The following is a 13,037-nucleotide window of genomic DNA, read 5'->3' on the forward strand; positions in this document are numbered from 1 at the left end:
CTCGTGTGTGACGGGAACAAATAACTAGCGGTGCCGGAAGGGATTCAGTCGCTGACCGCGCGTTCCTGTTCGCCCTTCGCGGGGTTCGGCGTCTCGCCCGACTCATGGGTGACGAGTCCGTGAACGAGAGCCTCGTTGGTCTTCGCGTCGAAGAGGTGAATCGCCTCGTCGTCGAAGGTGATGGTTATCTCGTCGCCCTGTTCCGGTTCGATGTAGGAAGGACTACGGACGCGGAATTCCCGCCCGTCGAGGTCGAGATAGAGGAAGTTGTCCGACCCGATGACCTCGACGACGTCCACCGTGACCGAGATGCCGCGGGCGTCGTTGACGTTCTCGGCCACGCGGACGTTCTCGGGGCGGACGCCGAACGTGAACTCCGAGGCGTCGGAGACGCTTCGGAGCGTGTCGACGAACTCGTCGGAGACCTCGAAGTCGAAGTTCTCGCCGTTGGTGAGGCGGTTGCCCTCCAGTTCGACGTCGATGAAGTTCATCGACGGGCTGCCGATGAAGTCGGCGACGAACAGGTTCGCCGGTTGGTAATACACCTCCTTGGGTTCGCCGACCTGTTGGAGCCGACCGTCGTTGAGGATGACGATGCGGTCGGACATCGTCATCGCCTCCTCCTGGTCGTGCGTGACGTAGATGGTCGTGATGTCGAGTTCGGAGTGAATGCGCGAGAGTTCCGTGCGCATGTGCTTGCGCAGCTTCGCGTCGAGATTCGACAGTGGTTCGTCGAAGAGGAACACCTCGGGTTCGCGGACGATGGCGCGCCCCGTCGCGACCCGTTGCTGCTGGCCGCCCGAAAGGGAGGCCGGCTTCTTGTCGAGGAGCTCTTCGATGCCCATCATCTCGGCCGCCTCCTCGACGCGACTGTTGATCTCCCCCTCGGTGAGGTCAGTGCTCAGCTCCAGCCCGTAGCCCATGTTGCCCCGGACGGTCTTGTGAGGGTAGAGCGCGTACGACTGGAACACCATCGCGATGTCGCGGTCCTTCGGCGAGACGTTGTTGACGACTCGGTCGCCGATGCGGAGTTCGCCATCGGTAATCGCCTCTAGGCCCGCTGCCATCCGGAGGGTGGTCGACTTCCCACACCCCGATGGACCGACGAAGACGATGAACTCGCCGTCTTTTATCTCTAGGTCCAGTTCCTCCACGGCGACGATGGTGTTCGACGAGCTGTCGAACACTTTGGTGACGTTGTCGAATTCGACGTTAGCCATGGTACTTGGTCTCCGTTATCATATTGTTTGCACGGTGGTTGTTAATCCTTAACGTTCCGGCCGCCCGCGAGTCGCCCGCCTTCGTCGGCGTCATCCTGCCAGTCCCTCCCCGACGAACTGCTGTGAGAGCGCGTAGAAGACGACCGGTGGTAGCACGAGCATCACCGCCGCGGCCATCAGCAGGTTCCACTGTCGGAACGCGTCGCTGCCGAGAATGTAGTGGATGGCGACGGTCGCCGTCCGGACGTTCTTGTCGCTGGTCAGTACGAACACCCACAAGAAGTTGTTCCACGCGGTGAGGAAGGAGAACAGGGCGGCCGCACCGACGGCGGGCAGCGACAGCGGGAGGACGATACGGATGAACGCACCGATCTCCGAATGGCCATCGATGAGCGCCGCCTCCTCGATGTTCGGGGGAATACCCTGCCGAAAGAACCCCTGGAGGAGCCAGATAGTCTGGGGCAAGACAAAGATGGATAGCGCGATGATGATGCCCGACAGCGAATTGATGAGTCCTAGGGTGTAGAAAATATTGTACACCGGAATCGTGATGACGATCCACGGGAACATGATCGTGAACACCGCGGTGTAAAAGAGGAACTTACGTCCCGGGAAATCCAACCGAGCGAAGGCGTATGCGCCCGGAATGGAGAAGAACAGGGAGATAATCGTCGCCGAGAGCGCGACGATAATGCTGTTTTTGAAGTAGGTCGTCATTGCGAACGAGTTCCAGATCTGAGTGTATGGGTCGAGCGTGAACTCCGAGATGGGGAGATACCCGGTCGACGGATCGATGGCGGCGAAGTTGTTCAGGATTGACGTCCGAATGACCCAGTAGTAGGGTAGGAGCGCCCAAACGGCCATGATGAGTAGGCCGGCGTATAACAGGAATCGTGAGCGTTTGTTTGCATTCAGCATGGTTACAAGTACAGGTCCTCCTCTTCGTTCAGAACGGTCACGTAGAAGATGGCGGCGCTCATCGCCAGCACGATCATCACCATTCCGACGGTGTACGCGCGAGCGAAGTTGAGGTTCACGTAGGCTACCTCGTACGTAAGGATGCTCAAGAGCATAGTACGGGTTCCGGGTCCACCGCCGGTCAGCTCGAACGGCTGGGCGAACTCGGCGATGTTCCACGCAGTGCGCAGCGCGAGGATGATGATGGTCGGGGTGACGAGGTGGGGGAGCGTGACGTCGCGGAACCGGCGAAGACGGCCCGCGCCCGCGAGTGCCGCGGCCTCGTACTGCTCACTCGGGACGTTGATGACGGCCGCCGAGTAGATGATTCCCGCGTAGCCGAAGTCGTGCCACGCTTGCGCTACGATCATCGAGATGTACGGCCAGAGTCCTTTGGAGAGGAACGCTGGCGGGTTCTGTATCCCGATGTCCTTCAGGAACATCGTGGCGAAGCCGAAGTCGGGACTGAGGAACCACATCCACACGACACCGCCCGCGAGCGGAGCGGAGAAGTACGGGGACATGATGATCGCGCTCAGCCACTCTCGCGATCCTCCCTTGACCTCGCTCAGCAGGACGGCCGCGAGCATGCCGAGTACGAGTTGGAGAAGCGTCGTCGAGAACACGAAGACAATTGACCAGCCGAGTGCAAACACGAACAGGTCGTTCGTGACCAACCAGACGTAGTTATCGAGTCCGATGAAGTTCAAAGAGCCCGCCCCCCCGAGTTGTGCGTTAGTGAACGTCAGCCAAACTCCCTGAACGATTGGGAAATAGAACAACAACGTGAACATCACAAACGTCGGGATAATGAAGAGGTATCCCGTCCAGTTCCGCTTCAGGCGGTCCCAGATCGATTCCTCCGTCATCCCATACTTCAGTCGGATTTCTTCGGCACTCTCTGCTGCTTGGGCCATGCTACCTTTACACTGGATTCGTCCCCTAAAAAAGATTGGGATAGTTCGATCGTGACAGTCGAAGCGACTCCGATTCGTCCGTTTACTTGTTCTGCTCCTTCAGCGTTGTCTTGATTTTCTTGTTGATTTGCTCAGGCACCTTGTCGGGCGAAACCTGACCAGCGATGCCAGACGAGATGGTCTTGTTGATATTGTTCCAGCGGATGTCGCTGGTCCCCTTCACGTCCCAGGCCGCCCCGGTCGTGCCGTACTGTGACCCGTACTGGTCCACGTTGTTAATGGCGTTCGTCGTCCAGGACGGAAGTTTGTCGCCGTATTGGTCAAGGAGTTTCTGCCCCATCGGCTTGGTACCGGGAATGGCCTCGTAGTATTGCCCCCACGCCGGGAGGACGAAGTCCTGGTCGGTGAGCATGTATACGTTGAGGTCCCAGGCCGCCTGCTGTTTCTTCTTGGCGACGTCGTAAATGGACGTCTGCTGTTCGAGCGACCAAACGTGCCCGCCGTGTTCACCGGAGACGCCATCGAGTTCCGGAATTCCGACCTTGGAACCATAGTTCGGGTCGAGTTTCGGATTGGGAAGCAACATGATGTCACCGTTGCCGCCCTGCCATCCGAACTTGACGTCGGATTTGACCTGTCGCCAACGGTTGGCCGTCGGCGTCGCGTACATGAACGAGGCGACCTGGTTCGTGAGCATGAGCGAGGGAATCTCCTCGTCGCCACGTGAAGCGGACTTCGGACTCGAGAACTTCTTTGCGAGTTTGATACAGTTTTTGATCATGCCGTCGGTCTTCGGTGCGTCCTTGTGGTCGCTGCCGACGACGACGGTCGGGTTCTTCGGATCACCCCGAAGCCACGGGTCGGTTCCGCCAGTGTACGCAGTGCGCGCTTCGCCCCAGTAGGATTCGAGGTCATTGTAGACGCCCGTCTCCTCCCAGGCGGTAATGTCCTGCTGTTTGTCGATCTTCTCGATGTAGTCGTAGAATTGACTCCACGTCGCGAGGTCCTTCTTCGGGTTGGTGACCCCCGCCTTCTTGAACGCTTGGACGTTGATACCAAGGTTGCTGCTCGTATGACGCTGGGCGCCGCCTGACCAGTATTTCCCGCGGAACTTCGCGGATTCGGTGTTCGCGCTCGTGAGGTTCTCCGGCAGGCCGTCCGTCTTGTCGAAGAACTGTTTGTGATTCGGTACCTTACCCTGGTTGTAGAACTTCAGGCCGAGTGCGCCACCCTCTGCGATGGCTGGGGGATTACCGGCGTTGACTGTCGAGGACAGTTTCGTCTTGATATCCCCATAGGAGACCGCCTGAAGGTTCACTTTGACGCTCCCGTTCTTCTTCTGGAAGTCCTTCATGGACTTCTGATAATGGTTTCGGATGTCCGAGTTCTCCGCGGCCATCCCTGAGATGAAGCTGATGGTATTCGACGCTTGTCCTCCGCCGCCGCTGTTGTTTCCGGCCGACCCCTCGTTTCCGGACTCGCTGCCGCTGCAACCAGCGAGTGCCCCAAGAGCGCCCGCCGCCGTCGCTCCGGCACCTTTCACAAAGGTTCGTCGCGTGGTCGATTCGTTGACACTGCCAACCTCTGGTTTGTCAGAGCTTGCCATACCATATAATGATGAAAAAGGGAAGACTTTAAGCTTTGCCTCAATTCTACCTAAATGACGGTTAACCATATTATTTCTAATGATGAATAAAATCGCCGACGAGAATTCAAGGGCGAACTCCCGCAATAAACATAAGAGCAGTGCTACACAGTATCAGTCATGACCGACGAAAGTAAGACATCGGTTGGGCCCGACGTTCGGGCGGTCTGCAACATCGTCCACTCGGCGCTCGGCCCCTTTGGGGCGAACAAATTGATAGTCGAGGCCGACGGAACGGTCACGACGACCTCGTCGGGGTCCGAAACGGTCGCACGGTTGAACGTGTCGAATCCCGCAGTCTCACTCCTCAAATCGACCGTCGCCGACTTCTCGAAGAAACACGGGGACGGAGCAGCCACCGTCGTCACCATCCTCGGAGGTCTCCTTCGGGAGGCGGACCGATTGATGGAGCAGGGATGTCACCCTACGGTCGTCGAGCGTGGGTACCGTGAGGCGATGGACGTCGCCGGAGAGTACCTGGAGCGACACGCCAGACCGCTCGGAGAGTTCGGCACGGCTGCCGTCGCACGAACTGCGCTAACGGGCACGCGTGACCCGAATACACGAGCGATGGTCGCCGAGTACGTCGCGGACGTTGTCGACGACCTCGCCGAGTCCGACCAGGAGTCGGTGACACGGTCGGTTAAGGTTGCCTCCCGAATCGGAGGCGCCCAGGCCGAGACGCAACTCGTCCCCGGCGTCGTTCTAGACCTCGACCCGGCCGGTGAGACGATGCCGCGGTCGTTCGATCAGGTCGGCGTCGCCGTCCTCACGACTACTGTCGACGTCCCCAACGTCGGCGGGACCGGATCCGCGAGCGAGACACGAATCCGCGTGGACTCCTTCGAGACGCGGGACGCCCTCGGCGAGCACGAACGAGCACGGTTCCGCGAGACGCTCGACGCGGCCGTTCGGTCCGGTTGTCGGGTCGTTTTTACCTCAATGGCGGTCAACGACCGGGTCGTAAACCTCCTCGCAAACCGGGGCGTTCTCGCCGTCCCGCAGGTCGAAACGGACGACCTCGGTCGAATCGCCCGCGCGACCGGCGCGACGGTCGTCCCGTCGCTCACGGACGTCTCCGCCGAGACGCTCGGGAAAGGCGATGTCGATGTGCGCCGTCACGCGGGAACCGACATGGTTCACGTCGAAGGGCGAACGAACCCGGTCTACACCCTCTTCTGTCGAGCACCCGACCCTCGCGCGGCCGACGAGTTCGAGGAATCTGTCGAACACGCACTCGACGCAGCGGCGAGCGCGCGCGAGAGTGCGACCGTCGTCCCCGGCGGCGGTGCCGCTATAATCGGGGCCTCTCGGGCCGTCAAAGAGCATGGTCGGTCGGTCTCGGGACGGGAACAGCTCGCCGTGGGGGCGTTCGCCGACGCCCTCACTACCGTCCCGCGAGCGCTCGCCCGGAACGGCGGCATGGACGGATGGGAGGCGGTCATCCGACTCGTCGTCGCACATACCGAAGGACGGGACGCTCATGGCGTCGACTCCATCCTCGGTGAAACGCGGGACGTACTCGCCGCCGACCCGCTCGTCGATCCTACGGACCAAACCCGGGCAGTACTGAACGCCGCGACGGACCTCGCCGTCCGGCTGGTGCGAATCAGCGAGCAACTAGCCGCCTCCGACCTCGGTAGCGATGAGAGCAGGATGACAGACGTCGGCGGCCCCGGTTCGAGTTCTAGGACGCGCTAGTCGTGTTCGAGCTCGGGCGAGAAGGACTCGAGATCCACGTTGGGATACAGGATCGTGTCGACGGTCAGTAGTTGCTCGGTACTCGACCGGGCGGTCTCGATCGCCTGCGAGAACACCCGGCGCGGTTCGACCACGCCAGCCTCCCACGCGTCGACAGCCTTCCCGGCGGTCAGGTCGAGGCCGAACGCGACGACCGATTCGTCGGCGTGCGCGTTCCGGAGCGTCGTCAGGGTGTCGAGCGGGTTGAGCCCGGCGTTCGCGCCGAGCAGTCGAAGGAAATCCTCGAGAGCATCGGCGAACGCCGCCACGGCGAGCTGTTCCCGACCGGCCACCGTTCGGGAGTACCGGCGCAAATCGTTCGCGACGGCGGCGGCAGGGGCGCCCGCGCCTGGAATCACTTGCCCGTCTATCGCCGCTATCGTGGTGACCTCGAGCGCCTTGGAAACGACGCGCTCGCGTTCGGTCGCTGCGGACGCCGTGTCGGCCGAGACGACGAGGGAGAACACGCCGCCGTCGCACTCATCGAAGAAGGTCCACTTCCCGTCCGATCGGACCGTCTCGCGCACGCGACCGGCGGTTCCGAGCACATCGGGCGTGAAATCGTCGACGTGCGAAACGACCGAGGCATCGGTTGCCCGCGCCACGCGGGCGACGTCGGACTTCGGATACGTAACTCGGTCGACGACCGCGATTCTCTCGCGCTCGAGGGCGTCTCGAACGTCGTCTTCGACTTCTTCGAGCGAGACGAACACCTCAACGCCGAGCGTGGCGAGGTGGTCGGCGAACGCCGCCCGACGATCGGCACGCGCCGTCCGTCGCTGTTCGAGGGCGGTCGGCGAGGAGAGCCGCGACTCTTCGAGCGGCGTCGCCGTCTCGCCGAAGGACACGTCGCTGTCCATTATCGCGACGGTCGCGTCCTCCAACGTTCCCTCGACTGCCGGCGTCCAATCGAACTCGGCGTTCGAGTCTTCATCCTCCTGGACGGGCGAGGGATGACGTTGGACGACGACACCGCGGTAGAGACACTCTTCGACGCCGGTGTCGGCGATGACGTCTACGTCGTCGGTGTCGAGCCACCGACCATCCGTCGCCTCGGCGAGTCCGACGACGGCGTCGGCCACCCGTTCAGCGTACCGGGACCGCGTCCCGTCGTCGAGGTCGACGGTCATCGCCGTGCTCGCCACCCGGCGGAGCAGGTCGTGGTCGTCGAGCGAACATTCCCGAGCCAGGTCGTCGAGCACCTCGCCGGCGCGATTCGCAGCCATCGCGTAGCCGACGACGACTGTGCTCGGATGGACGCCGTCCTCGACAAGGTCGAGACCGCGCTCAACGAGCGCGTCCGTGAGAACGAGCGTCGTCGCGGTCCCGTCACCGAGTCCCCGCTGCATCGAATCGACGGCGTCGACGAACAGTGCGGCGACCGGATCATTGAAGCTGTCACCACGTTCGATCGCGGCGAGAATCTGGTCAGCGTCCGCTGTGAGGACGACCTCCGGTTCGTCCTGGTAGTTGTAGGTCTCGACGAGTTTTTCCGAACCGTACGGACCGACGGTAGAGCGGACGAGCGATGCGATTCTGTCCGTCGTCCGGCGGACGTACGCGCGGGCCTCCTCGTCCTGGAGCGTCCACTCGTCCGTGTTGACGCCCTCAACAGCGGGGTCCTTGTTACCGATGTCCATCGTCGAGTTCTTGGTGGGTGGGTCGTATAAAAGTAATCCACCGACGAGGGATCAACGGACTCGGGATTTTGTCTCGGCGATGTCCCCGTAATACTTTTTCGCGCGATTCCGATCCGACTCCGAGAGCGCAACCAGCGGTTCGCGGACGGGACCGCCGTACCGCCCCGCGAGTTCGAGACCGTATTTCACGGCCGGGACGTTGTTCGCGGAGCCGAAGCGGTTGTTCGACCCCGTCTCCTGACGGAGGTCCTCGTAGGGTCGGACCAGGTCGCGAATTTCCTTCGCGCGAGCCAGGTCGCCCTCCTCGATCGCCTCCTGGAGGGCGAGGACCGTTTGCGGAACGAAGTTTCCGATGCCCGTGGTGAACCCTTCGGCACCCTCTATGTGGAAGGAGGGGGCGAACCGTTCGGCAATACCGTTGACCCAGACGATGTCACCAGGCGTCGTCCCGACGCCCCTGGAGAACGCCGCGATGTCGTTGACCGCGTACTTGACCGCGACCACGTTCTCGCGTTCGGAGAGGTCGCGGATGTGGTCGTGGGTGAGTTCGGCTCCCCGCTTGTAGAGGACGACACCGAGGTCCGTGTGGTCGGCGAGCGCTCGATAGTAGTCAAGGATGCCGTCCTCGTGGACATACGTGTGGCTGGGGTGCATCACCATGATGGCGTCGGCCCCTGCGTCGGCGTAGCGGTCGGCGAGCATCTTCGCGTTCTTGGTGCTCCCGCCGACGCCTCCGACGACCGACCCCGCTCCATCGAAGGCTTCGGTCGTCGTCTCGACCACGGCGACTCGCTCATCGTTCGAGAGGGAGTAGTACTCCCCGGTGTTACCGCAGGGGACGATTAGACGGGCACCGGCGTCCCTGACGTACTTGACGTTCACAGCGAGCTCGTCGTGAAGGACTGTCTCGCCGTCCTCGCTAAACGGCGTTGGGTTCGTGAAGGCGACGTCTCGGAGGTCCTCCTTCAAGGATTCGTAATCCATTGCTATCAATAAACGCATCATCTGGAAACCACTAAAAGACTTGCCTCCTACCAAGGCCACCCATGACGTTCGGACGCGAGGCGAGAATTAATAAAGAGATGCGTCAACGTACTGTACATGCGCGTTACCGATATGGAGGTCATCCCGGTCGCCCACCGGGAGCCCCGTCTCCGGAACTCGTGGGGCGGACACAGCGACATTTCGGCGCGAACACTCGTCCGTCTCACCACCGCGGACGGCGAAGTCGGCATCGGCGAAACGTACGGAGACCAGGGTGATGCCCTTGAAGACGCTCGTAGCCTCGTCGAAGGGATGAACCCCTTCGAGCGCAAGCCCCTCGAACTCCGACTCCAGGATCCGATGGTCTACGGCGCTATCGACACGGCTCTCCACGACCTCGTCGGCCGGGCCCTGGACGAGTCCGTCTACAATCTCCTCGGCGGGTGCGTCCGCGACGAGGTGGAGTTCTCGGGATACCTCTTCTACAAGCAGGAGGACGCCGATCCCGACTCGGCGGCCGTCGCCGGGTACGAGGTGATGTCGGCCGAGGACATGGTCCGCGAGGCGCGCGAGTTCGTCGACCTGGGCGGCTTCGACACGCTGAAAGTGAAAGGCGGCGTCCTCGAACCGGACGAGGAGATTCGCACGCTCAAGCTGCTGGCCGAGGAGTTCGGCCACGACACGCCGCTCCGTATCGACCCCAACGGTACGTGGAGCGTCGAGACGGCCGTCGACGTCGCCCGACGACTGTGGGACGCGGACCTCAACGTCCAGTTCCTCGAAGACCCCGTCCCGACACTGAACGCCCACAAGCGCCTGAAGGAGTACGTCGACTACCCCATCGCGACGAACATGTATGTGGTCGACTTCGACGAGATAGCGCCCGCGGTCCGACAGGAGGCAGTCGACGTCATCCTCTCGGACCACCACTACTGGGGCGGGCTCGCCGGGAACGTCGACCTCGACAAGGTCGCCCGCACCTTCGACCTCGGCGTCGGCATGCACTCGAACTCCCACCTCGGCGTCAGCATGGCGGCGATGGCCCACGTCGCAGCGGCGATGCCGACGATTCGGTACGCCTGCGACTCCCACTACCCGTGGATGGCCGACGACGTCATCGCGGACCCCTTCGAGTTCGAGAACGGCAGTCTCGCGCCCGAGGGACCCGGGCTCGGCGTCGAACTCGACGAGGACAAGCTCGAGCGCGCCCGCCGGAAGTACGAGGAGTCGGACCCGCTCGCGTACTCCTCGGTCGAGTCGATGGCGGCGGAGTACGCGGACGCGATGGAGGGCATCGGCCGGTCCGACTGGTTGCCGAACAAACCCCGGTGGTAATCCCGTGGTCGTAGGTTCGATACGCCATCTGAACGGGCAGGACGTGGCCATCGCGGTCGCGGCCGCGGCCAACAAGGGCGCCACCATCCTGATGGGGACCGTCATGGCCATCTACGTCGGTCGCATCGGGTCACCCCTCGACGTCGGCCTCGTGACGGCCACGTTCTTCTTCGGATTGATGGTGTTCTCGCCGGTGTGGGGCGCCATCGCCGACGTGACCGGCCGCAGGCGTGCGGTCCTCATCGTCTCGGCGGGGCTCGCGGCCCTCGCTGTCCTCCCGTTAACGTTTGTCGACGGCGTCGCGGGACCGCTCGGCCTCCGCACCCTGTTCGCCATCTTTGCGGCGGGGTTCCTGCCGGTGATGCTCACGGTCGTGAGCGAGCGCGGCGGCGACGGCGGGCGGGGGCGGGCGGTCGGCCTGTTCTCGAGCGCCGCAGCTGTCGGCTTCATGCTCGGCCAGTTCGTTTCCGGCGCGCTCATCGAGCTGTTCGCCCGCCCGACCGTCTACCTCCTGCTCGCCGGCTTTGCGGCCATCGTCGCCCTCGCCTGTCTCCTCGTCGAGGACCCGACTCCGGACCACGACAGGGAGGTCACTGTCCGGAACATCGCCCGGACCACGGTCGGCCGCCTTCTCCCGACGTCCGGCACCGACCACCTCCGGACGAACGGGCTCCAGTGGCTGTACGTCGCCTCGTTCCTCCGGAGCCTGACGGTCCTCGGGATAACGAGCCTGCTGCCCGTCTATCTCGTCTCGAACGTCGGCGTCTCGCCGTTTGTGATGGGCGTCCTCCTCGCCATCAACCCTGGCGTTCAGATCGTCGGCATGTACCTGATGGGCCGACTCGCCGACGACATCGGTCGGAAACAGCTCATCGTGGCTGGCCTCGTCGGGAGTGGGTTCTACTCGTTCCTCCTGGGATTCGCGACCCTCCCGGAGTCGATGCTCGTGCGCGCGCTCATCGCTGGGGCGGGCCTGTTCGCGCTGGGAACCGCGTTCTCCGCGCTCCAGACCGGTATCATTGCCTTCATCGGCGACGTCGCGCCGGTCGAACGCGAATCGGAGCTCATCGGCCTTCGGTCGACCGCCCGTGGACTTGGCGGGATGGTCGCGCCGCCGCTGTTCGGCATCTCGGCGATGCTCGTGGGCTTCGAGACAACGTTCATCGCCGCGAGTTCGCTCTCGTGGGCGGGCGCGGCCCTGGTAGGGTCCCGCGTCGCCGAGAGCCACGGTCCGCACGCCGTGCCCGCAGACGATTGACCGGAGTCGCTCGAGACGGTCAAAGGTCGATGGGCTCTTCTTCTGGCGCGAGGCGCTCGTTGAGTTCGTCCACGTCGAGTTCGAGACCCAGTCCGGGTTTCTCGGGGACGCGAATCCGCCCGTCGTCGATGAGCGGGTCGTCCGTGTGGAGGTCGTCCCACCAGTCGACGTCGCGGGCGTGGTACTCGAGCACAAACGCGTTCGGCACCGTCGCACAGGCGTGGACGCTCGCCATCGTTCCGATGGGGCTCGCGACGTTGTGCGGGGTCACCGGCACGTCGAAGGCGTCGGCGAGCGCGGCGATGCGCCGGAACTCCGCGAGGCCGCCGCACTTCTGGATGTCGGGCGCTGCTACGTCGATGGCGCCGTCGGTGAGGAACGGGACGAACTCCTCGACGCGCGTCAGGTTCTCGCCGGCGAGGATGGGGGTGCTCGTGCCCTCGGTGACGCGGCGGTGCGCGTCGGCGTTCTCGGGCGGCACTGGGTCCTCCAGCCACGCCAGGTCGTACGGTTCGAGCTTCCGGGCGATGCGGAGCGCCGTCTCCACCGAGAAGTTCCAGTGCAGGTCGAACGCGAGCAGCGGGTCGTTGCCGATGCGCTCGCGGACCGCCTCGACGATGTCCACCTTGTGCTGGACGGCGGCGTTCGAGAGGCGACGCGTCGCGGTGTCGGCCCCGCCCGCCGCGACGTCGAGGTCGAACTTCAGCGCGTCGAACCCCTCGTCGACGACCGCCTCGGCCGCAGCAGCGTAGGCCCCGGGGTCGTACGCCTCCTCGGACTTGCGGTCGCCGGCGTCGAGGTGTTCGCCCGCATGGCAGTCCGCGTAGATGCGGACCTCGTCGCGGTACTTCCCGCCGAGCAGTTGGTAGACCGGGAGGCCGGTCAGCTTGCCGACGAGGTCCCATAGCGCGGTCTCGATGCCTGACACCGCCGCCTGGGAGTAGCCGACCCCGCCCGCGAGCCCCGAGAGCAGTTGCGTCATGTGCTCGGCGAGTCGCTCGACGTCGTACGGATTCTCCCTGACGAGACCGGGCTCCAGGTAGTCCACGTGTTCACTGATTGGCCCGTTGAACGCCTCGCCGAGGCCGGTGACGCCGGCGTCGGTCTCGACGGTGATGAGGTTCCACGGGAAGTTACCGCCGACCACGTGGCAGTCGACCGCCGTGATCTCCACGTCGCGTTCCGGGTCACGGTGCATACCGTCGTCTCGGAGGTCGCGCCACTCGATACCGCCTTTCATCTCTGCGACCAGGTGGTGGTACTTCGAGTCCGCCATCGTCATGCGCATCTCTACCATGATACAAATAGTTACGCGTTGCCGCGACCCAGGACACCCGTCCC

General features: G+C 63.4%; 10 protein-coding genes. 3 read left to right on the plus strand and 7 right to left on the minus strand.

The window, feature by feature from the left end; all coding sequences use genetic code 11:
• Window positions 1–44 precede the first annotated feature (44 nt).
• The 4 genes from ACR3FF_RS06210 to ACR3FF_RS06225 form a co-directional block, all read right to left on the minus strand.
• Window positions 45–1,220, minus strand: coding sequence for an ABC transporter ATP-binding protein (locus ACR3FF_RS06210; RefSeq protein ID WP_458186994.1), 1,176 nt, complete (start codon window positions 1,218–1,220; stop codon window positions 45–47).
• A gap of 90 nt (window positions 1,221–1,310) precedes the next feature.
• Window positions 1,311–2,084, minus strand: coding sequence for a carbohydrate ABC transporter permease (locus tag ACR3FF_RS06215; RefSeq protein WP_458186996.1), 774 nt, complete (start codon window positions 2,082–2,084; stop codon window positions 1,311–1,313).
• Window positions 2,085–2,140: 56 nt separating this feature from the next.
• Complete coding sequence (locus tag ACR3FF_RS06220; RefSeq protein ID WP_458186998.1) at window positions 2,141–3,094, minus strand: carbohydrate ABC transporter permease; 954 nt, start codon at window positions 3,092–3,094, stop codon at window positions 2,141–2,143.
• An 82-nt stretch (window positions 3,095–3,176) separates the two neighbouring features.
• Window positions 3,177–4,700, minus strand: coding sequence for an ABC transporter substrate-binding protein (locus tag ACR3FF_RS06225; protein WP_458187000.1), 1,524 nt, complete (start codon window positions 4,698–4,700; stop codon window positions 3,177–3,179).
• A 159-nt stretch (window positions 4,701–4,859) separates the two neighbouring features.
• Here ACR3FF_RS06225 and ACR3FF_RS06230 point away from each other — a divergent pair, with 159 nt between their 5' ends.
• Window positions 4,860–6,440: a TCP-1/cpn60 chaperonin family protein gene (locus tag ACR3FF_RS06230; RefSeq protein WP_458187002.1), complete on the plus strand. Its 1,581-nt coding sequence runs from the start codon at window positions 4,860–4,862 to the stop codon at window positions 6,438–6,440.
• On the opposite strand, the gene ACR3FF_RS06235 is transcribed toward ACR3FF_RS06230, so the two are convergent.
• Entirely contained in the window at window positions 6,437–8,119 is a 1,683-nt protein-coding gene (locus ACR3FF_RS06235; protein WP_458187004.1) for a TCP-1/cpn60 chaperonin family protein, read from the minus strand. The genes ACR3FF_RS06230 and ACR3FF_RS06235 overlap by 4 nt on opposite strands.
• A 51-nt stretch (window positions 8,120–8,170) precedes the next feature.
• Window positions 8,171–9,103: a dihydrodipicolinate synthase family protein gene (locus ACR3FF_RS06240; protein ID WP_458187006.1), complete on the minus strand. Its 933-nt coding sequence runs from the start codon at window positions 9,101–9,103 to the stop codon at window positions 8,171–8,173.
• 117 nt (window positions 9,104–9,220) lie between these two features.
• On the opposite strand from ACR3FF_RS06240, the gene ACR3FF_RS06245 reads away from it, so the two are divergent.
• Both ACR3FF_RS06245 and ACR3FF_RS06250 read left to right on the plus strand, forming a co-directional pair.
• A complete protein-coding gene (locus ACR3FF_RS06245) occupies window positions 9,221–10,438 on the plus strand; it encodes an enolase C-terminal domain-like protein (protein ID WP_458187008.1) in 1,218 nt (405 codons plus the stop codon).
• Window positions 10,439–10,442: 4 nt separating this feature from the next.
• The gene (locus ACR3FF_RS06250; protein WP_458187010.1) at window positions 10,443–11,696 is read left to right on the plus strand and encodes an MFS transporter; all 1,254 of its coding nucleotides are present in this window, start codon (window positions 10,443–10,445) and stop codon (window positions 11,694–11,696) included.
• 19 nt (window positions 11,697–11,715) lie between these two features.
• Here the strand turns inward: ACR3FF_RS06250 and ACR3FF_RS06255 are convergent, their stop codons facing one another.
• On the minus strand, window positions 11,716–12,972 hold the full coding sequence (locus ACR3FF_RS06255) for a mandelate racemase/muconate lactonizing enzyme family protein (protein ID WP_458187063.1): 1,257 nt from the start codon (window positions 12,970–12,972) through the stop codon (window positions 11,716–11,718).
• Between the last annotated feature and the right edge of the window lie 65 nt (window positions 12,973–13,037).

This window comes from Haladaptatus ordinarius, assembly GCF_054177595.1.